Annotated in this window: 20 protein-coding genes; 6 read left to right on the top strand and 14 right to left on the bottom strand. The window is 37.5% G+C overall.

What is annotated here, in order from left to right:
- Nucleotides 1-4: 4 nt before the first annotated feature.
- Genes ABC382_RS01325 through ABC382_RS01315 form a run of 3 tightly spaced genes read right to left on the bottom strand, consistent with a single transcriptional unit; the run spans nt 5 to nt 3,468 of the window.
- A complete protein-coding gene (locus ABC382_RS01325) occupies nt 5-757 on the bottom strand; it encodes an alpha/beta fold hydrolase (RefSeq protein WP_412926528.1) in 753 nt (250 codons plus the stop codon).
- 25 nt (nt 758-782) lie between these two features.
- Nucleotides 783-2,021, bottom strand: a complete 1,239-nt coding sequence (locus ABC382_RS01320) for a DNA polymerase IV (RefSeq protein WP_412926527.1) — start codon at nt 2,019-2,021, stop codon at nt 783-785.
- Between the two features lie 49 nt (nt 2,022-2,070).
- On the bottom strand, nt 2,071-3,468 hold the full coding sequence (locus ABC382_RS01315) for an aminotransferase-like domain-containing protein (protein WP_274793580.1): 1,398 nt from the start codon (nt 3,466-3,468) through the stop codon (nt 2,071-2,073).
- Between the two features lie 128 nt (nt 3,469-3,596).
- Between ABC382_RS01315 and ABC382_RS01310 the strand changes: the two genes are divergently transcribed.
- On the top strand, nt 3,597-4,760 hold the full coding sequence (locus ABC382_RS01310) for an aminotransferase-like domain-containing protein (protein ID WP_274793581.1): 1,164 nt from the start codon (nt 3,597-3,599) through the stop codon (nt 4,758-4,760).
- Nucleotides 4,761-4,890: 130 nt separating this feature from the next.
- Here ABC382_RS01310 and ABC382_RS01305 read toward each other — a convergent pair whose 3' ends face one another.
- Nucleotides 4,891-5,769: an alpha/beta fold hydrolase gene (locus ABC382_RS01305; protein ID WP_412926526.1), complete on the bottom strand. Its 879-nt coding sequence runs from the start codon at nt 5,767-5,769 to the stop codon at nt 4,891-4,893.
- A gap of 142 nt (nt 5,770-5,911) precedes the next feature.
- On the opposite strand from ABC382_RS01305, the gene ABC382_RS01300 reads away from it, so the two are divergent.
- Nucleotides 5,912-6,622, top strand: coding sequence for a MerR family transcriptional regulator (locus ABC382_RS01300; RefSeq protein WP_412926525.1), 711 nt, complete (start codon nt 5,912-5,914; stop codon nt 6,620-6,622).
- Between the two features lie 242 nt (nt 6,623-6,864).
- On the opposite strand, the gene ABC382_RS01295 is transcribed toward ABC382_RS01300, so the two are convergent.
- The 5 genes from ABC382_RS01295 to bioD all read right to left on the bottom strand — a co-directional run bounded on the left by ABC382_RS01295 (nt 6,865) and on the right by bioD (nt 10,998).
- The gene (locus tag ABC382_RS01295; RefSeq protein WP_274793582.1) at nt 6,865-6,987 is read right to left on the bottom strand and encodes a hypothetical protein; all 123 of its coding nucleotides are present in this window, start codon (nt 6,985-6,987) and stop codon (nt 6,865-6,867) included.
- Between the two features lie 371 nt (nt 6,988-7,358).
- A complete protein-coding gene (gene bioB / locus ABC382_RS01290) occupies nt 7,359-8,354 on the bottom strand; it encodes a biotin synthase BioB (RefSeq protein WP_312507463.1) in 996 nt (331 codons plus the stop codon).
- The gene (locus tag ABC382_RS01285) at nt 8,351-8,944 is read right to left on the bottom strand and encodes a biotin transporter BioY (RefSeq protein ID WP_312507462.1); all 594 of its coding nucleotides are present in this window, start codon (nt 8,942-8,944) and stop codon (nt 8,351-8,353) included. The genes bioB and ABC382_RS01285 overlap by 4 nt, the downstream gene beginning before the upstream one ends.
- A complete protein-coding gene (bioA, locus tag ABC382_RS01280; RefSeq protein ID WP_412926524.1) occupies nt 8,937-10,313 on the bottom strand; it encodes an adenosylmethionine--8-amino-7-oxononanoate transaminase in 1,377 nt (458 codons plus the stop codon). The genes ABC382_RS01285 and bioA overlap by 8 nt, the downstream gene beginning before the upstream one ends.
- Entirely contained in the window at nt 10,294-10,998 is a 705-nt protein-coding gene (gene bioD, locus ABC382_RS01275) for a dethiobiotin synthase (protein ID WP_274793586.1), read from the bottom strand. The genes bioA and bioD overlap by 20 nt, the downstream gene beginning before the upstream one ends.
- Before the next feature lie 324 nt (nt 10,999-11,322).
- On the opposite strand from bioD, the gene ABC382_RS01270 reads away from it, so the two are divergent.
- Nucleotides 11,323-11,787: a hypothetical protein gene (locus tag ABC382_RS01270; RefSeq protein WP_274793587.1), complete on the top strand. Its 465-nt coding sequence runs from the start codon at nt 11,323-11,325 to the stop codon at nt 11,785-11,787.
- Nucleotides 11,788-11,845: 58 nt separating this feature from the next.
- On the opposite strand, the gene ABC382_RS01265 is transcribed toward ABC382_RS01270, so the two are convergent.
- The gene (locus ABC382_RS01265) at nt 11,846-12,883 is read right to left on the bottom strand and encodes a beta-carotene 15,15'-monooxygenase (RefSeq protein WP_412926523.1); all 1,038 of its coding nucleotides are present in this window, start codon (nt 12,881-12,883) and stop codon (nt 11,846-11,848) included.
- Nucleotides 12,884-12,983: 100 nt separating this feature from the next.
- Entirely contained in the window at nt 12,984-13,871 is an 888-nt protein-coding gene (locus ABC382_RS01260) for an AraC family transcriptional regulator (protein ID WP_312507458.1), read from the bottom strand.
- A 112-nt stretch (nt 13,872-13,983) separates the two neighbouring features.
- Here ABC382_RS01260 and ABC382_RS01255 point away from each other — a divergent pair, with 112 nt between their 5' ends.
- Entirely contained in the window at nt 13,984-14,910 is a 927-nt protein-coding gene (locus ABC382_RS01255) for an EamA family transporter (protein WP_412926522.1), read from the top strand.
- Nucleotides 14,911-15,062: 152 nt separating this feature from the next.
- Entirely contained in the window at nt 15,063-16,112 is a 1,050-nt protein-coding gene (locus ABC382_RS01250; RefSeq protein WP_274793591.1) for a Cj0069 family protein, read from the top strand.
- Between the two features lie 30 nt (nt 16,113-16,142).
- On the opposite strand, the gene ABC382_RS01245 is transcribed toward ABC382_RS01250, so the two are convergent.
- From ABC382_RS01245 to ABC382_RS01235, 3 genes are all read right to left on the bottom strand, one after another.
- Complete coding sequence (locus ABC382_RS01245; protein WP_412926521.1) at nt 16,143-16,775, bottom strand: LysE family transporter; 633 nt, start codon at nt 16,773-16,775, stop codon at nt 16,143-16,145.
- Between the two features lie 112 nt (nt 16,776-16,887).
- Nucleotides 16,888-17,628, bottom strand: a complete 741-nt coding sequence (locus tag ABC382_RS01240; protein ID WP_412926520.1) for a tetratricopeptide repeat protein — start codon at nt 17,626-17,628, stop codon at nt 16,888-16,890.
- A gap of 91 nt (nt 17,629-17,719) precedes the next feature.
- Nucleotides 17,720-19,435: a methyl-accepting chemotaxis protein gene (locus tag ABC382_RS01235; protein WP_274793594.1), complete on the bottom strand. Its 1,716-nt coding sequence runs from the start codon at nt 19,433-19,435 to the stop codon at nt 17,720-17,722.
- 204 nt (nt 19,436-19,639) lie between these two features.
- Here ABC382_RS01235 and ABC382_RS01230 point away from each other — a divergent pair, with 204 nt between their 5' ends.
- Nucleotides 19,640-19,846, top strand: coding sequence for a hypothetical protein (locus ABC382_RS01230; RefSeq protein WP_274793595.1), 207 nt, complete (start codon nt 19,640-19,642; stop codon nt 19,844-19,846).
- Nucleotides 19,847-19,861 lie beyond the last annotated feature (15 nt).

The raw sequence follows: 19,861 nt of genomic DNA, 5'->3' as shown, positions 1-19,861 counted from the left end.
AGTTCTATTGAATCTCGATTCCCTTAGGTAAATGACCCTTTTGAATCCAATTTTCTACAAAATGGTTGAAAAATGCAGGCTTAGCTAACGATACTCCATGACCTATGTTAGTCAATAACACACCGTTGCTATTGGGATGACTGCGAACTAGTTCTATTGCTGATTTTTTCATAATACTTCTCTCTTTGTTTCCAACTGTTATTAAAATTTTCCCTTGGGCTTTGCGAAAACCGGAAGGAATGGTAAACGACATATTTTCCTGTAAAATTCGAACTAATGTATTGACAGATATAGCTGAACTTTCACGATAATAGCGTTCAAAATAATGGTCATCGATATATAAAGATTTCGCTTGGAGTTTCGCGAATGTTTTATTTTTTATAAGCGGAAATGTCAGCCGAATGAGCGGTGGTAGCATCCATTCTAATACAGGAGAAGGAAGAACAAGCGCACTATTAATGATGGTAAAATCAATTAAACTTGGATTTATACTTAGCATTTGAATAGCTATTTGAGCTCCTAACGAGAAACCTATTACTATAATGGGCTTACCATTAGCTTTTTCTTCAATTAGCAGTAGCAGCTCTCTAGCACTTTGCTCAATGGAAAAAGAGGATTGTGACATAAGCTCTGGTACTACACAGTAATAATTGGTAAAATACTGAATTTGCTGATCCCACATCCAGCCCCCAACACCCCCACCATGAATAAACATCATGAACGGATTATTAGTATCGCCATATTCCTTGTAGTACATGTTTACACCCGCTTTCATTCACTCTTTAATCATAGTCATCTAAAAAATCTTTACTGAAGCTTGTTTGTGATTGATAAGATGACCGTTTCCCTAGATCTACTCCTCGTTTTATAATCCCCTTGCCAAAACGCCCCTCAATTTCATCGACTATTTTGAGAATAGGCTCATCTTTTACATGCTCTTGATAATTAAAAATCGATAATTGCTGGGTATAGTCCTTACGATCCACCACATTGGAAACTGTTACACCTAGTAATCTTACTGGAGATTCATCCCAATGCTTATCAAATAATGCACAAGCAATATCATAAATTTCTTCAAAACGATAAAGGACATTGGACATTGTTTTTGAACGCGTGTGATTATGCCAATCTGCATCACGTATTTGAATACTGATCGTAGAACCAGCTAAACGTTTGGCATCAAGGCGTTCTGCTACTTTTTTACATAGCCCTTCAATCGTCTTATGTAGTGTGCGAATATCTGTCACATCTTCTGGTAATGTTGTTGAATTTCCTACGCTCTTCGTATCAAAAATCGCCTCGGGATCAACTACTCTATGATCTATCCCATTGGCCCTTGCTCGAAGTCGCACACCATTCTTCCCTAAAATTTGCTTCATCTTAAACTCTTCTGCTTGAGCTAAGTCACCAATTGTAAAAATACCATGTGCATTTAATTTTTTTGCTGTACTTGCCCCAATACCATGCATATTGACAACCTCACGATTCCATAGCTGCTGTTCAATATCACGTATCCGTAAAATGGTTATACCCATCGGTTTTTTCATATCAGAAGCGGTTTTCGCTAAAAATTTATTGGGTGCAATACCGATGGAACAAGGTAAATCAAGCTCCGCTAACATACGCTCTTGTATTTCCTGGGCAATACTTAACGCATGTTTTTCCTTACTTAACTCTGTAATATCCATGTAGCCTTCATCGATTGAACCAGGCTCTACTAAAGGAGTATAGCTACGCAAAATCGTAAACATTTCTTTAGATGCTGCTCGATATTTTTGAAAATCCGGAGGCAATAACAAGAGCTCAGGACATTTACGTTTTGCTTCATGGACTGTCATTGTTGTATAAATACCGAGAGCTCTTGCTTCATAGGAACAGGTTACTAAAATGCCACGGCGCTCCTTTGGGTTACCTGCGATTGCGATGGGCTTGCCCTTTAAGCTAGGATCATGTGCCTGCTCCACTGAAGCATAGAAACTATTCATATCCACATGTAAAATTACACGTCCTTTATGAGTCATGTTAAATCACCTCTTTGTTCTCTTAGCTTTATTATACGCTTGCTATCCATTAATCAACAAATGCATAATCACCATTACTTTCGAGTATATCCTTTAAGATGATTAATGCCTGCTCCAATTGCGTTTCTGGTGCTGCAATGGCTAATCGAACTGCATTCACAGGCTTTGTATTCCCAACAGCGAAACGCTCCGCCGCATAAACTTGTACACCAGCTTTGGAGGCTAACAATTCAAATTGAACACCTGTAAATTTTTCAGGTAAGTGGAGCCATCTGAAAATACATTCGTCATCCCCTAAAATGTGATAATCTCCTAAATACTGATTAACAAGCGTATTTTGCTGCCTAGCATAGGCTCGATGTTTTTCTAAAATCGTTTGCGCCACCCCTTCATGAATCAATCTAGCAGCAAGTTCCAGCATCATAGGAGAGATGGAAATGTTGATATTATAGAGAGTTTCCATAATTCTTTTGCGAAAAGTTGGAGGTGTCACAAGGAAAGAAAGCCGTAATCCTGGTGATAGCGTTTTTGACAGGCTAGCAATATAAATGACCTTGTCTGGAGCATAGGAAGCAATAGGGGCAAGCGCTCGTTCCTTAAGAAAGCTATAAATGGCATCCTCAATAACGATTAAATCTTTCGCTCTGGCCACTTCCGCAATCATTTTTCTCGTTTCCACGGACATCGTATGTGTCGTTGGGTTATGAAAATCAGGGATAACATAGATGCCTTTGATATGTTCATTTTTACAGGCATACAATAAACCTTCTCTTGTCATCTCGCCCTGGCATTGTTGTATGGCCACCAGTTGTATACCTAGCATATTAGCGGCTGTTTTAATGCCAGCATAGGTAATAGGATCTGTACCAATTCGGTCTCCGGGCTGAAATAGGGCGGCGAGTGTTCCCACAATGGCATTTTGTCCGCCAGCTCCGAGCAAAATAGGTTGATCGGTTTGAAAATTCACCAATTCAAAAAGCTTCATGACAGCTTCATTTTGCCAAGCATTTCCCTCTGGTCGTCCATATTGAAATAGCTTGCTAAAACTAGGTTCGTTCAACATCTTTTTCATAAATCGTGTAATATCATCATTTACAAAATTATCTGGTAACACTGAGCCCATTTCAATGATAGGCGTGGCACGATTCGTGGGGAGTAACATTTTGTTGCTAGCCGCATCCGTTGAAACAAACGTTCCACTCCCAATTGAGGCATAAATTAATCCTTTTTGTCCACAGAGCTTGAAGGCTCGTGTGATGGTGCTTAAATTGACATCTAAAAAATCAGCTAATTCACGCTGTGGAGGAAGTTTTGTCCCTGGCGCTAGCTTTCCATCCTTGATATCTTGTTCAAGTTGATGTGCGATAGCTATATATAATGGAGCCGAAATATGGCTAATATCTGGCTTCCAACTCATTGGGTATTCGTCAAATGAATTAATAGGCATTGAAGAAGCCCTTCTTTCTGTTAATTTGCATACAATAGTTTAATTGTCTTGCATACAATGATAATATTGTATGCACACGATGACAATGATATAATTTTTAAAAAATCAGAAAAAAAGGACCGATTATTATGCAATATTCAGAAAGAATCTTAAAAACCCCATCCTCATTTATTCGAAATATTTTGAAAGTAACAGATGCAGAGGATGTCATTTCCTTTGCAGGTGGGCTTCCAAACCCAATCTCTTTCCCTATTGACGCGTTAAGAGCATCAGTGGACCATGCCATTATGGAAAACGGCAGCCGTTTATTTCAATATTCATCAACACAAGGATATGCACCACTGAGAGAATACATTGCTGCGAAATATCAGCGTGTTCATGGATTAGATGTACAGGCAGATGATGTCTTTATTACTACAGGTTCACAGCAAGCACTTGAACTCATTGGTAAAGTACTCATCAATAAAGGCGATGGCATTATTATCGAAGAGCCTGGTTACTTAGGGGCGATTCAAGCCTTTACATTAAGTGAGCCAACTTTCTATGGGGTGACACTTGAAAACGATGGTCTTAACCTAGAGGAATTAGAGCGCGCCCTTCAACAGCCTAATGTAAAATTCATTTATACGGTACCAAACTTCCAAAATCCAACAGGGCTCACTTACTCAAAAGAAAAACGTGAGCAAATTTGCGAAATAGTGTCCAAATACGATGTTGCTTTAATTGAGGATGACCCATATGGAGAGTTACGATTCCAAGGCGAGCCACTTCCATATATCGGTGCTGGTAAATTAGAAAATAGTATTTTACTAGGTTCTTTCTCTAAAACGGTCACACCAGGCATGCGTCTTGGTTTTATCATCACGAAAAATAAAGAGCTTTTACAGCATATCGAAACAGCAAAGCAAGCTTCTGATCTTCATACAAATATTTTCTCTCAATATGTTATCTATGATTATTTAGCTAGTAATGATTATGCGGAACATGTAAAGAAAATAATTGCGCTGTATAAAAATCAGTCAGATGCGATGCTTGAGGCAATGCAAGAGTTTTTCCCTGCCCATGTTGAATATACACGCCCTGACGGAGGGATGTTTATTTGGGCAACAATGAAGGATGGTACACCAGCCCTTGATGTTTTCCATAAAGCAATGGAACAAAAAGTTGCCTTCGTACCTGGTGATCCATTCTACACGTCAAAAACAAACGTGAATACAATGCGTCTTAACTATACAAATGCAACACCTGAAGTGATTCGTGAAGGAATTAAACGTTTAGCAAGTATATTATAAAAAGTGAAACCGTATAAACGCTTACACAGCGCTTATACGGTTTTTTAATACGAATAATAAATGGTCATACTAAGACTTGTTAGTGTATTACCTGGATTGATGTATGAAATTAAAGTATCAGATTCTATATTCAATAAGGTATATTCAAATTTTTCATTAACCATTGCTTTATCAATGGCAGCACCGTTACAGGCTGCATAGCTTTGGTGTGATCCATATCATTTCCTTTTAGAATGTCTATATCCCATCCAAGATGTTCTAATTCTTGTTTATTTTTTTGAAGTACCCCGATAATATCTACTGTTACACTGCCAAAGTTTTCTCCATAAACAATCGTGTCTTTTTCTCCGGCAAACGCCAATCTTGGAATCACTAATTTAGGTTGAATATCTCGATCATCAAATTCCATCAAATTTTTGTACATCGTAACGAATTGTTTCGTTTGATTCGTATCGATTTGTACCTCTATATTTTCCCAATCAACCTTTTCTGGATTTATATGAGCATCATCCTTAATAACAGAAGAATTCTGATTATATAAGGCTTGCTCGTATGTTTTATTTGTTACCACCATCATTTCTTTATAAGGACCATCTAGTGGTGGAAAACCACCCATGATTAAGCTTTCTAATCTAGCCGTCCGAATGGCTAATTGTAATCCAACTAAAGCTAACCAAGAATATCCGAAGTAGCTAAACGTCTTAACGTTCATTTCATCAGCAATCGTTAAAAAATCTTTTACTAAATTTTCAGGTGTGAGATTCTCTGGGCTTGGATGCTGTAGACGGTGTCCTTCGTAATCGAAATATAGAACCTGAAACTTGTCTACAAGTCCCTCAATAAAGTGTTTGCCTAATTCAGGGTCTACTCCCCATAACCTTAAGTTTTCAGCTTCTTGTCCGTATACAGATTTTTTAGCACCTGGAAGCATGATTGTGGGATAGTCTGGATTCCCCACTAAACCAACTTTTAATTCTGTTTCATCTATAAGTTGTATGTTCTTTTCCATATTTATCACTCCTATCTACTATCTATCATATAACCTTCATGCAATATTTCGGTTTTCTGTCCTTCTCCCCTTATATATTGGGATTTTACTTAAAATATGTTATTGTAGCACTTGAAGGTTTTACTTTAATAAGGAGTTAGCAATGGAGACCTATACCCCTAAACAAATAGCAAACACTTTAAATGTTAGCACAACAACTTTGAGAAGATACGAAGAACAAGACCTCATTCCTGTTGTACCAAGAACGAATAGTAATCACCGTTTTTATACATCGATACATTTCCAAGCTTTTACTACCATTCGAGCCCTGTTAAAAGGCTACGACATACCTGTTGTTTATAAAGTTATGAGAATGATGAAAAGTTCAAGGTTTGAAGAAGCTCTATGGTTAGTAAATGAACAGCAATTCCAAATACAAGTGGAAAAACAACGGGTGGAAGAAATACTGATTACTATTCAAAGTGCTGAATTGATTCAATATAGAAATGTAAAATTAAATGAATGTATGAGTATTGGTGAGGCCGCAATAATAGCAGGAGTCAATACTTCAGCAATCCGCCATTGGGAAAATGAAGGGTTAATACAGTCAGAAAGAAATAAAGAAAACGGCTATAGAATGTTTTCGAAATCTGAACTTCGAAAAATACTGGTTATAAGCAGTTTGAGAAAAACCGTTTATTATATAGAAAATATGAAAAAATTATTAAATGATTTAGACTCACAACACTTTGATAAAATCGAACATTCCTTTCAGTTAGCATTGGAAAATCTAAACAATCAACTATTACATCAATTGAAAGGGATCGCAGAACTGATGAAATATTTACATGTTTACCAAGAAAAAAATTGTTAGAGTTAGGGTTCAAGCCTATATTTTTTGGTCTATTATCAGAAAAATCCGAAAACGATTCTTTGGAAAAGGAAATAGGATAGCATTATCCTTCTTCAACCTCCTTCTCTAGGAAGGAGATTTTGATTGCGTTATGTTTTCATATTTCAACAAATAGAACAAAGACAAGCATTTAACATCCATGGCCAATTATTGTTCATAAAAAAACAGCCCTTCATCGATAGAGGGCTGCATGTCTTAAAAACCTATTTTGTATATGTTAGAACTGCATTTTTCTTGAATTTTAACATCGCTTCTGTTGCCTCATTTTTACTTGCATACTCAAAAATCCGAACATCCTTTTTATCAAAAACTGTAATAACCCACATGTGAAAAGCTCCCTTCGCTAAGTTTTTATTGTAATATAACAACCACCAAAATTTGAGCTACATATCGTCAACTGTTTTATAACAATTCCTTACTTGATTCTTATTTTACGCTGTTTTTTTTGAAAAGAAAGCTTTATGTGAAGGTCTTCACAAACTGTTCAATTTCAAAACGCTTTCATTGAACAATTTGTGAAAATTGTTATTTGATAGGCATAAAACAGTAAACTCTGTTAGTTCTATCCGTCATTTTTCAATTTATATCCACCAATTTGCTTCTCTCATCCGTCATTTGCCTTACTTTATCTGTCTCAAGCAAAAAACCGTACGAATGTACGGTTTTTTGCTGTAGTAGTAAATTTCATTTCATAAGGTTAACAAAAAACTGCTTCTTGCTTTTGTGTTAATTCAATCTCGAAGCCTAAGTCTTCCAACATACGATAATCACTATTCGCCTCTTGACCAGCTGTTGTTAAATAATCGCCTACAAAAATACTGTTTGCTGCATAGAGGCCAAGCGGTTGAAGTGACCCTAAATTAATTTCACGACCTCCCGAAATACGTATTTCCTTTGTAGGATTGATGTAACGGAATAACGCCAAAACTTTTAAACAGTACCGGGGATTTAATTCCTTTGTTCCCTCTAACTTTGTACCATCAATGGCATTTAAAAAGTTCACTGGGATGGAATCAGCGTCCAATTGATGGAGGGCACGTGCTATATTGACTACATCCTCTTTCGTCTCCTTCATACCGATAATGGCACCAGAACAAGGTGAGAGCCCATGCTTTTTCACAATCTCCACCGTATTGACACGATCCTCATAGGTATGTGAAGTAGTAATATAAGCATGATGACGTTCGGATGTATTCAAATTATGGTTGTAGCGATCCACACCAGCTTCCTTTAATTGCTGTGCCTGTTCTTCTTTCAGCAAGCCAAGACAGGCACAAACCTTTAAACCGTATTTTTCTTTAATTTCAGCGACCGCCTCGCTCACTACATTAACATCTTTACGAGTTGGCCCTCGACCGCTTGCTACGATACAATACGTCCCAATTTTGTTGTCAAACGCTCGTTTAGCACCAGCTAGAATTTCTTCTTTTGAAATAAAAGGATATTTTTCAATAGGAGCAGTAGATTTAGACGACTGCGAGCAATAACCACAATCCTCTGGACAATAGCCGCTTTTTGCATTCATAATCATATTTAATTTTACTTTTTTACCATAATAATGACGACGAATCGCAAAAGCACCATCCATCAGCTGCAATAGCTCATCATCTTCACAATTTAAAATGGCCAGTGCCTCCTCATTGCTAATGATTTTGCCAGCAATTACTTCTTGCGCTAATTGTTTATAATTCATATGACATTCTCCCTTTCCACTTGTGAAATTTTCACATTTCTTGCCGACTGAAATACTTTATACAATCTTTCTGCTAGTAGGCCTGATGTGATAGCTAAGCAAAAGTCAGCCACAATGCTGCTTAGAAAACCAATAGCGAAAACGTGTGACCAACTTGACTTCATGTCTAACCAGAAATTCAAAGCCACATATAAATAAGGAACGGCTACAGCATAAATAAGGATAAGCCCCATAATCGTTGCCCCAATGAAATGCTTTTTTGTTGGTGTCTTTATTCTTTCCATAATGAACCCAATGCAATAGGCAGCAAGGGCAAAGCCAATCAGATAACCGAATGTAGGCTGCAAAACATACATAATACCTCCACCCTGTGTAAATACTGGTAATCCCACTAACCCTACTCCAATATAAATAAGTTGACTATAAAGGGCATTGCGACTACCTAATAAGCACCCAGCTAAAAACACAAAAACAATTTGCAATGTGAATGGTACGACAGGTAATGGGATTTTAATAAAAGCCCCGATTGCCGTAAGAGCAGCAAACATAGCAATCATGACAAGTGCTAATGTATGGTGACGTTTACTCAACTGTAACCCTCCTGTCTTGGAAAAATTGTTCAATCGTTTCTTTTGTTGTTTCGATCATGAAGATCATTTCTTCATCAGAAATAATATACGGTGGCATAAAATACAGCACATTGCCAAGAGGTCTTATGAGTAGACCATGTGCTAAAGCACGTTGGTAAATTTGATAACCAATTCTTTCTTCACTAGGGAATGGTTCCTTTGTCTTTTGATTGGCAACAAGTTCAATAGCCCCCACTAAACCAACTTGTCTGTATTCTCCTACATAAGGTGCCTCATGAAATGCAGCCGTTGCTAACTCTCGCATACGCTCACCTTTCTGTTGAATCATTGCAATCACTTGCTCCTCTTCAAACATCGTTAACACTTCAAGTGAAACTCGGCAGGCCAATGTATTGCCCGAATAACTATGAGAATGTAAAAATGCCTTCATTGTTCCATAATCGTCATAAAAAGCTTGATAAATTTGGTCCGTAGTTAAGACAGCAGATAATGGTAAATAACCGCCTGTAAGCCCCTTTGATAAACACATAAAATCAGGTGAAATCCCCGCTTGTTCACAAGCGAACAATGTACCTGTGCGGCCAAAGCCAACAGCAATTTCATCTGCTATTAAGTGCACATCATACTGAGAGCACAGTGCTCGTAAGCGTTGCAAATAGATGGGTGGATACATTTTCATACCTGCTGCCGCTTGTATAAGCGGTTCTATAATAACAGCCGTAATTTCTTCATGATGTTCTTTGAGCTGATCTTCTATAAAGCGACTACATGGCGCATTACAACTTGCTGGCTCTTTGTGAAATGGACAACGATAGCAGTCTGGCCCTTTGGCACGAACAGTATCTAATAAAAGAGGCTTGTACACTTCATTGTAAAGCTCTACTCCTCCTACAGATAAAGCCCCAATCGTTTCTCCATGATAAGCATCCGTCAAAGCGAGAAAGCGCTTTTTCTTTGTTTTACCTGCCTGCATATGGTATTGAAAGCTCATTTTCAAGGCCACCTCTATGGCAGAAGAGCCATTATCCGCAAAAAATACTTTATGTAAGCCTTCTGGTGCTAAAGCTGATAATTTCTCGGCTACTTTTATTGCAGGCTCATGGGTAAAATTAGCAAAGATCGTATGCTCTAATGTAAATGCTTGCTCACTTAAAGCCCGGCTAATACGTGGATTAGCATGCCCAAATAAATTGACCCACCAAGAGGATACGGCATCTAAATAACGTCGGTCGTGCTCGTCATATAACCATACTCCTTGTCCTTTTTTTATAACAATGGGTGGAAACGCCTCATAATCCTTCATTTGCGAGCATGGATGCCAAATATGCTTTACATCTCTTTTCTGTAAGTCAGTTAATGCTTGATTCATATGCAAAAAGCCTTTCAAACAAAGTTGTGTGTGTTATGGAATACTCCATTAGCTGTGACATATTATTTAGCTTCGGGATAATTGCATAAGGTATAGGGTGGTATTGTAAAATCGTTTGTATATTGTCCTGTTCCATTTTGCTACCTGTGTCCCCATTAAAAACAATACCTGCCACATTGATTTGACGAGAATGTAATGCCTCCATCGTTAGCAATGTGTGATTAATCGTCCCAAGAGATGTCCTTGTAACTAGCACTACTGGCAGCTTGCTCCTAACAATCACATCCAGTAATGTTGGACCATTAGGAGCAGTGAGCGGCACAAAAAGTCCACCAGCCCCCTCGCATATCACGACATCATAGGATTCTTGTAATCCTTGAAGGTGCTGAAATAATTCGTCTACATGAATTTGCTGTCCCTCCAGTTGTGCAGCAAAATGTGGTGAAGCGGCTTCTCTAAAAGAATAACTATTGATGTGCCCTTGCTTAAGCTTCTGTAAGGAATATGCTTCATACATGGCTGTATCATGATAATAGCCATGCCCATTGTCATTTACCTCCCCTGTCTGAACAGGCTTATATGGGGTAACGTTTAACCCCTTTCTTTGTAAATGACACATTAACATGGTGGTGACAATGGTTTTTCCTACATCCGTATCTGTTCCTACAACCCAAAAATGTTGCATTGTTAACTCCCCCCCTTTTTAAGTTAACCAACTTCATTATTTAAGTTAACATAAATATTTTTGTTTTGTAAATGCTATTTCTCTATTTTTCTGAATTTACTATTTTCCTTAATAAAATCAGTAAATTCCGTCCTAAATGAAGAAAAAACACTAGACCCCCTCCTTCTAGAGAAAGAATCTAGCGTTTACTGTCATACCCAATAAAACAATTTCATACTTTGGAAAAGTTCAAGAACCTAGGAATTATTAACCTTTTGATTATTAGGATGTTTTTAAAGGATTTTAATCATTACTCGTAGTATTAAACTACATGGGGGTGGTTGTATGTTTGGCATTTTTAAAGAACCAGAGAAGATTATCGATACATATGAACAAGTACATGTTATTTTGAAATCCTTACTCACCTATGAATTAAAAGAGTTACCGCATCGTTATGAATTTTGGTACCGTGTGGCGATTCGTCAGGAGGAGTTGCGTACATTACAGGCAGAGCATCGAGCTAAAATATCCATGTCGTCTGCAGTTGGACGCTTTCATCAAGTGCAATATGAGGTTATGACGCAAAAGCTAGCAAAGCTTGAACGTGTTGCAGATATTTATAAACTATTTTGTATTGAAGATGAACGAGAAGCTTTAAATCATCGACTATACTTTCATCAAAATAATATTGCTATTCTATACGACCATATTCAGCATAAAGAGCTTTATACGTATTGTGATGCGGCTCAGCAGCAATTTTGGGAAGCAGTCCGCGATGATATTCTTCATGCGATTGCCCATCTTGATTAAATAAAAAGGCCAGCGTTTTGATTAACCTATTCAAAACGCTGGCTATTGAATTGTTACGCTAGAAGTGTTTGGACATTCCTTTTTCTAGCATTTGTCTAAATTCCTGTACTTGATCTGCTTTAATCGCTACTTGGTTATAGTGTTTTTTTATTCCTAACATAAATGTCACTTCTACCGGTTCTTTCATTTTTAAAATAAATTGTGGATAGGCTTCTCCAAAATCACGGGCAATAAAATCTATCGTATCCTTTGATAATTTTCCTTCTAGTTGCCCTTTGTCTTCAACCATTTCTGCAATATGAGCAAAGCGGACTTCTGTTCGTTTCATTAAACCAAGAGATAAATATAAAGTATCCTCAGTGACGTATACGGGGTTTAAACGAATGGCCTGCATATCCGCTATAAAAAAAATAACTGAATACAAATTAAAAATAAGCAGTACAATCGAAAGGATCATGGATTTTTCATGTAGCCACCAGTGAATACCAATTGTCTCGATGGCAATACCATGAATAATCATAAGCTGAAAAGCGATATAGCTTGACTGTTTATGCAAAGTTAAACCTTGAGTTTCTTTCCTTCTCCAGCTTGCAAAACTATAATAAAGCACTAGTAAATCTGCACAAATCATTTGAATAACCGGATGCTTTGGTGCATGCTTTTCTACGGCCTTTGAAAATGAAAAGAGATCAGGTAAGGAACTTTCACGAACATCCTTTAAAATAGATGGCAAGTATCGTACAAGGGTTGCTACAAGGACAATTTCCAATAGAATAACCGTTCCTTCGACCGCAAAACCAGCCCACGTTACGGCCACAAATGGCTGAAGATGCTCCATGGGAATGATAAAACGTGCGGCAATACAGCCAAAAGCGGCCAATAATATAGCCTGCTTTAAGGAGAATTTCCCTTTATAAAGCATATATAACACAGGCATGACCACAACAAAGTCAAACAATGAACCCATCACTACACCGTTCGTTTTGAGGGGTAAAATGGACGAACCTAATCCACTATGATAGAGCGTGAAATTGCTAGCTAGCACTAATAGTAACAAGGCTAGCCATATATTTTGCTTTCTTTTTAAAACGATCATTTTCCTTAAGCCCCCTTTCTACTGTTAATTAAACTTTATTTCAATTGGTTAATCTTGTATATATTTTAAGTAAAAAAGTTTATCGTCTTTCCATTTCAGTTCAATTATTTTTCACACTTAGAAACTTTCTGCGATAAACATGTGGCGAGTAGCCTGTATATTGTTTAAATTTCTCAATATAGTAACTGACCGTACTAAATCCAGTATTAATCGCAACGGCAGTAACGGATTGCTCATCATTCTGTAATAGCTCTATGCTTTTGCGAAGTCTGTACTGTAATAAATAGCTAAATGGTGTCATCCCCACTATTTTTTTAAAGAAGCGGCTACATTCGGCACGACTTAAGTAAACATGACTAGCTAAATCTTCTAATGCTATTTTCTCGTGATAATGTGCGTGAATAAAATCCAGCATAGCTTTTGCTCGTTCATGCTGTACGATAATACTAGAATCCACGATTTCTTTTGTTAGCATGGATTGTGTTAGCATCGATTCCCAAATGAAGAGGAGTTCTCTCCATATCTTAAACTCAAAGAATGCTGCCTGCTCTCGCATCATATCCGCTATATCCGCTACTTTTTCTGATAACTCCCCGGTTAACTTAACATATGGCAATCGATTAGTCGTTATATAGGGCTGCACATATTTAGAGTGAAAGATGCTGCCTTCATGTCCCCCCATCAACTTTGCATCCACATTTACACAATAAATCAAAGCTTGCTCAATTTGATATGGTTTGGCTTCATGTAATCCCGATACATTGATAAAAAGTCCCTCCCCCTCCTCCAATATAAATACATCTGTTCCTACTCGATATTGGACACGTCCACTTTTTATATAAACAAATTGAATTTCTTTATGCCAATGAAGTGGTAGGAAATCCATGCTTCCTAATCGCATGACCGTTTCATATAAGGCAACTGGAAATTCCTTTGTGCCATGTAATGTTAGTTCTTGTAAATCCTTCGAAATGTTTAAGTGTGGCAACAATTTTCACATCCCTCAATATATTGATATTTTCACAGTATTGAACCGCTATTTTTTCATATTTAATTCCATTATAATCACTTTATCATGATAGTTTAGGAGATGTTAGGATATGGGTCAAACCATCAAGAAAAATCGTACATATGGTTTATTACTTGTCATTCTAGGAGCAAGTTTTTGGGGAATTGGAGGAACCGTAGCGCAGAGACTGTTTCAACAGGACAATATAGAGGTAGGCTGGCTTGTTTCTAGTCGGTTGCTTATGGCTGGAATACTACTACTTGCTGTTTATAAAATTACTCATCGTCATGCCTCCATATTTGTTGTGTGGCGGACAAAGCAAAATGCATATAGACAAATTTTATTTAGTTTACTTGGGATGCTTGCTGTCCAGTATACCTATATGATGTCCATCGCTATTGGTAATTCAGCAGTGGCAACATTACTACAATATTTAGCACCTCTGTTTATCATGGCTTATTACTTTTTAACGAAGCAAAGTCCATTAACAAAACAAGATGGCATTGCAGTCACATTCACTCTTGTGGGAACATTTTTGCTCTTAACAAACGGTTCCTTGTCGACCTTATCAGTTCCATTTCTGGCTGTGTTGTGGGGTGTATTATCAGGACTTTCAGTTGCATTTTACACGCTATATGCCGTGCCGCTTCTGCAACAGTTTCACTCTTTATTAGTTGTTGGCTGGTCTATGATCATAGGTGGTTTAGTAATGAGTTTTTTCCATCATCCTTGGGCTATTGATATGTCAACTTGGACCTTTTCTACCGTTATTTATTTCCTTTTTATTATTGTGTTTGGCACGATGCTTGCGTTTTGGTTTTATATTGCTAGTTTGCAGTATTTATCGCCAAAAGAATCTAGCTTACTAGGAAGCCTAGAACCATTAACTGCTGTCGTCACGAGTGTATGGTGGTTAAAAATTCCATTTGGAGGCTATCAGTTTTTGGGGACATTATTAATTCTCTTGATGATTTTATACCTCACAGTTTTTCAAAAGAAACAGCCCGAAACATCTTAAAATCAGATAATTCAAAATAGTAATAGTTAATACTTCCTATTATAGATATAGCAAAATATGAATTTATACATAAATTTTACATATTTCATATATCTTTTCTCCCTTTTTGTCAACTATACTGAACATAATAACAGACAAAGGGAGGTACTATTATGGATAAAAAAGTTATTATTTTCGAGGTTGAGGGTGGCACAGATAAAGGACCAGACGGCTATCGCCCAGATACAATGCCCATGGTGGATGCATTAAAGCAACGAGGGCAAGATGCTGAGGTTCTTTTCTTTGATGTCACTAAAAAACAGGCAATTTTTGAGTATGTAAAAGAGCATGGTGTAGCCTATGTATCCCGCATTAATCCAGGCAACTTGCAGCATGAAGAAGAGTATTTTGAAATGTTGCGGGAGCTATGCCAAGCGGGAATTATAGGAATGCCACATCCAGATGCCATGATTAGCTACGGTTCTAAAGATGTGTTATCAAAGCTTACGACGACTAATTTAGTACCTGATGATACATTTGCCTACTACACAATCGAAGCATTCAAAACACAATTCCCTATATCCTTAGCCGTGACTGAACGTGTTCTAAAGCAAAACCGTGGTTCAACTGGTGAAGGAATTTGGCGAGTAAACTTGGTGGACCCACTGGCCGAGGGCGTTACTGCAGTGCCACTTGATGCTCAAATTAAATGTACAGAAGCGAAAGATAACCATGTTGAATATTGGCAACTTGGCGACTTTATGACGTTTTGTGAGCAGTATATTACTGGTGCCAATGGTATGTTAATTGATATGCGATTTCTTCCACGTATTACAGAGGGGGAAATCCGTTTATTGATGTTACGAGATCACCCTGTTCATGTCGTACATAAGAAACCTGCTGAAACGAAGGATGCCTTTAGTGCAACGCTCTTTTCAGGTGCTCACTATCGTTATGATCAGCCCGAAGAATGGCCAGAGCTTGTAGAAAACTTTTTAGCACAGCTCCCTCAAGTGACAAGCTTATTAGGGAATCATGATTTACCGCTGATTTGGACTGCTGATTTTATGTTAGATACAAATGAAGCGGGAGAAGATTGCTATATTTTAGGGGAAATGAATTGTTCCTGTGTTGGTTTTACGTCTGAACTTTCGTTAGCGCAGCAAGTAGCAGAAGAAATAGTCATGTGTATGGATGAGCGTACAGAGGTTGTTGCGCAATAAAAAAAGTGCGATCTTTTTAGATCGCACTTTTCATATATAAATCTTAATTGCTCGTATAAATTCATATATAAAATAACCAGCAAAGCCAATTAACAAGAATCCTGCTACAATGGTAAATGTTTTAATCATTTTACGATTCATTGCTTTACGTGTCACCGAGACAATTGTTAGTAAACCGATATCGTGGAGTAAAATTCCACTAAGAACACCAGCAGCAATGATTAAAAAGCTTGTCTGCTCTCCTTGTCCATAGGATTTCGCTAAAACCACTCCAAATACATTAACCCAAAAAACGAGATTACTAGGTGAAATTGCTACTAGTAGGCCATTAAAATAAGAGGCAAAAAACGATTTGGTGACTTTTTCTCCTACCAACGTAATATCATGGTCGGCATTCTTGATCGAATCATACCCTAACAAGAATAAAAATCCTGCCCCTATAATCCACATGGGTAGTTGTACCATCGGCATAGCCAATATAGAAGCTAGTCCCATATACAAGGCAAAAACTAATACTATATCAATGGTCATGCCACCAAGTCCCACAGCCCAGCCGTGTATAAAACCATTTTTGAGTCCTTGCTTTGTCATTTCTACCGTAATTGCTCCTACAGGCATGGCAATGGCAAGTCCTACTAATACATACGCTACATATAAACTCAAAAAAACACTTCTTTCATGTCATCGATAAGCTTCATACGTCCGTTTATACATTCATGGTAGCATAAATATACTTTAAAGGAAATAATTATCAATATTAAATATATTTCTAGATTTATAGCATCTGCTTTTTCCATTGAGCCAGTACATCGTTTGATTTTGCTAGGTCCATTTTCAATGTAACTTGCTTGGCTGTGCAACGTTTTTTGGCTTTTTCCCATGCTTCTTCTAAGGCCGGTAAATAGCTTAAATTTTTAGTTGTGGCTATAAGTTGTAAAAAAATATTCCCTTGAATATAGTGCCAACGAGGATTCATACCATCTAATAGAATAGCTTCCTCAATTAAGCGCAGCGCCAGATAGGGGCTTCCCTCATGTCGATTTAAAAACTGTGCAAAAGCCCCCCAGTATAGCGCTTTATTTGGCTGTAGCTTGATGGCCTCAGCATATTGTACGGTTGCCTTATCATGTTCTTTAGCAAGGACATAATATTCAGCCATTGTATAATAAGCATTCGCCTGTGCTTCAATGGTCCCTGCTAATAATTCATCGACTACTTTTCCAAACTGTTCACTATCTTGACTACCTATATAAGCAGCAAGAACATCTCGTTCTGGATAGGAGCCATCTGTTCGTTCTACACTTTGCTTCACCTTCTCATCAGTAGTTGCCGGTATATTGGCATAACCATTTGCCTCAAGCAATGCAACATGTTGCAAAATGAGCTGTTTAGCCTCCCCATCTTTAATGGTTTCATTGGCAAGTATATCTTTAGCTAGTTGATAACTCTCTTTTACTTGTCCACTTACAAATAAGTCATTGATTTGTTGAACTTGCTCATCCATTCGATTAACCACTATTCATATCCTCGCCTTCACCTAAAGAAAAATCTTATAGTTAGTGTACCATCTTCATAGTGTAAGAAAAAGATAACCTGTCCTAATCTTTCTACAATTCTTTTAATTTAAATGCTTTAACATGTTGCTCTAGTGTATGAGCCATTTGATTTGTTTCATTAGACCCTTGTGAAACCTCATCAATACTTGTAGTTGTTTGCTGTGCTGCGAGAGTAATCATATTCATCGTTTCCTCAATATCTCGAATCGATTCTGTTAATCGTTGAATCATTTGAACAATATGAGCTGATTTTTGATTTTCAGCGGTCATGGCATTCGATATAGCAATCATTTCATCCACTGTAGTAGCCACTGCTGTTGAAATATTTCCTAAAGCTTGTGCTGTTAAACGCACCGTCTCTGTTCCTTTTTGGATATATTGCGTATTATCATTCGTTGATGTCATGACTTGCTGTACATGTTGCATAATATCCCCAATAAGTTGCTCTACTTGTAAAACCTCCTGATTGGATTGCTCAGCAAGCTTACGTACTTCCTCTGCTACAATGGCAAAGCCCTTCCCATGATCCCCTGCTCTAGCAGCTTCAATTGAAGCATTTAAGGCGAGCAAATTCGTTTGTGAGGCAATAGTAGCGATAGACGTTGTAATAGTCTGGATTTTGGTGGCAGAGCTAACTAAGTTTTCTACTGTCTGACGTACTTCACCTGATCCGCTATGAATTAATGCCATAGCATTGCTTATATCCTTTGCTAATCGCTCACCCTCTGTTGCTAAATTCATTGTTTGTCGAGCATTCTCTGCACTTTTATTGGCATTGTTTTGAATCATTTGAAGATCTTCTGCTAAAGATGTAAGAACATCTGTGGCATTTTCCGCATGATGCATCCCTGCAGTCACAGCACTTGTTACCTCTTCAATATTATTAGCGACACCTTGAATTGTATTAGTCATATTCATCAAAGTGGAAGCGGTTTCATCTGCATTATTAGTTAGAGTATTAGAAGTAGAACGCATTGTCATAATCATATTTTGTAAATTAGCCGTCATTCGATTTAATGTATTCGCTAAATCCTCCACTTCATCCTTACTGTTAATCTTTGTTTCAGGTACAGCTAAATTACCATTTGCAATTTCTTTTGCCTGCTGAATAAGGACAGTAATAGGTTTTACTTTTCGACGGATTAAAAATCCAGTAATGATAGAAGCAATAAGCATTGGGAAAATACTAATTAATATACCGTTCCGTACGACATCCCAAGTTCGCTCCTTGACGATATTGGCATCAAAATCGATAACACTAATGGCAATAATCTCTTTATTAGAGTCGTGGTCTTTAAAAATAGGCGCATAGCCAGATAAACGCTCCATCCCAGCAAAGGTATATGGTTGTGAGTATGTCGGGTGTTGATGTGAAAGCAAATTTTCAAGCGCTTCTTTGTCTACATAAAATGAATCGCCAGGTGCAAAGCCTTTCTCAGCTAATTGATCATCAAGGGCTATTAATGTACCATCAAGGGCTAATATATATTGTGTTTGGAAAATATCTTTATGGCCCGTTGTCCAGTTTAAATCCTTCCCAATACGCTGCTGTGCAGCTTGATCGCCGCTAATGGCCCTATCTATCTGTTCTGGATTGATCAAACCTGTCGTAATATTGGCACAGCCATAGGCCTCTACACCAGCAGCATCATATAGTTTATTGTATGCAGTTATGTATGTGGCGAGCGAAGTGATCCCTAGCATAACAACTAAAATACCAGCGATAATCGTCCCTAGTTGAAAAGTTAATGAATTGCGTAATTTCACGATTCATCGTCTCCCCTTTCTTGTCATAATCTATGAATATTTCCTATTATTTCTCATCATACTATAAAAAGATGTATTAAAAAAGCATCTTTAATTTATCTTAGAAGTTTAAAGTGTTGGATAAAAGTTCTGAATTGTGCGATAATTGAAGTTAACTTTCTTCATTTTGAAAGCAAAGTACTTCAACAAATAGGAGGGCTTGCTATGAATAAACGTTTTCATTTTATATCGCTTATTACGGGAAATTTGTTAACAATAGGAGCTATCTTCATTTATACCGTGCATAGTCAAGTGCATGTAGCCCTCAGTACGTATGCTCTAGTGATGGGATTTTTAAGTACATTGCTCGTGATCTTCTTTTATGTTTGGGGAGAGGAGAAGCAACAAATACCAAACCGTTATTTGAAATAATATGCATAAAACTAA

Source organism: Lysinibacillus phoenicis (genome assembly GCF_047238325.1).
GTDB classification, from domain to species: Bacteria; Bacillota; Bacilli; order Bacillales_A; family Planococcaceae; genus Lysinibacillus; species Lysinibacillus irui.
Note: the sequence above shows the minus strand (reverse complement) of the source record. Positions and strands in the feature narration are given on the sequence as shown.

Bases quoted from the DNA above. Each gene is read 5' to 3' on its own strand.
- ABC382_RS01325 (WP_412926528.1), bottom strand. From the start codon at position 757: ATGTACTACAAGGAATATGGCGATACTAATAATCCGTTCATGATGTTT.
- ABC382_RS01320 (WP_412926527.1), bottom strand. From the start codon at position 2,021: ATGACTCATAAAGGACGTGTAATTTTACATGTGGATATGAATAGTTTC.
- ABC382_RS01315 (WP_274793580.1), bottom strand. From the start codon at position 3,468: ATGCCTATTAATTCATTTGACGAATACCCAATGAGTTGGAAGCCAGAT.
- ABC382_RS01310 (WP_274793581.1), top strand. From the start codon at position 3,597: ATGCAATATTCAGAAAGAATCTTAAAAACCCCATCCTCATTTATTCGA.
- ABC382_RS01305 (WP_412926526.1), bottom strand. From the start codon at position 5,769: ATGGAAAAGAACATACAACTTATAGATGAAACAGAATTAAAAGTTGGT.
- ABC382_RS01300 (WP_412926525.1), top strand. From the start codon at position 5,912: ATGGAGACCTATACCCCTAAACAAATAGCAAACACTTTAAATGTTAGC.
- ABC382_RS01295 (WP_274793582.1), bottom strand. From the start codon at position 6,987: ATGTGGGTTATTACAGTTTTTGATAAAAAGGATGTTCGGATTTTTGAG.
- bioB (WP_312507463.1), bottom strand. From the start codon at position 8,354: ATGAATTATAAACAATTAGCGCAAGAAGTAATTGCTGGCAAAATCATT.
- bioA (WP_412926524.1), bottom strand. From the start codon at position 10,313: ATGAATCAAGCATTAACTGACTTACAGAAAAGAGATGTAAAGCATATT.
- bioD (WP_274793586.1), bottom strand. From the start codon at position 10,998: ATGCAACATTTTTGGGTTGTAGGAACAGATACGGATGTAGGAAAAACC.
- ABC382_RS01270 (WP_274793587.1), top strand. From the start codon at position 11,323: ATGTTTGGCATTTTTAAAGAACCAGAGAAGATTATCGATACATATGAA.
- ABC382_RS01265 (WP_412926523.1), bottom strand. From the start codon at position 12,883: ATGATCGTTTTAAAAAGAAAGCAAAATATATGGCTAGCCTTGTTACTA.
- ABC382_RS01255 (WP_412926522.1), top strand. From the start codon at position 13,984: ATGGGTCAAACCATCAAGAAAAATCGTACATATGGTTTATTACTTGTC.
- ABC382_RS01250 (WP_274793591.1), top strand. From the start codon at position 15,063: ATGGATAAAAAAGTTATTATTTTCGAGGTTGAGGGTGGCACAGATAAA.
- ABC382_RS01230 (WP_274793595.1), top strand. From the start codon at position 19,640: ATGAATAAACGTTTTCATTTTATATCGCTTATTACGGGAAATTTGTTA.